Raw genomic sequence first — 267 nt, forward strand, 5'->3', positions numbered from 1 at the left:
CAATACGGGCGATACGGTCACCTTAACGGTTGACGGTACGGACTATACAGGAACGGTGGATGCCTTGGGTGATTATAACATCGATATCCCGGGTAGCGCATTGGCCGCCGATGGTGATACTACGGTTGACGGAAGTTTTGTAACAACGGATGTAGCGGGCAACAGTGCAACGGTAACCGATAACAAAACATATACGGTAGATACGGTAAGTCCTGCTCCTGTACTTTCAATAGATGATATTACAGCGGACAACATACTGAATGCGGC

Annotated in this window: 1 protein-coding gene; it reads left to right on the forward strand. The window is 48.3% G+C overall.

The window, feature by feature from the left end; all coding sequences use genetic code 11:
* On the forward strand, positions 1 to 267 hold a 267-nt coding region (locus H9565_RS20460; protein ID WP_215442158.1), incomplete at both ends, for a hypothetical protein.

The sequence above is a fragment of the Zobellia russellii genome, assembly GCF_018728565.1.
Classification (GTDB): domain Bacteria; phylum Bacteroidota; class Bacteroidia; order Flavobacteriales; family Flavobacteriaceae; genus Zobellia; species Zobellia russellii.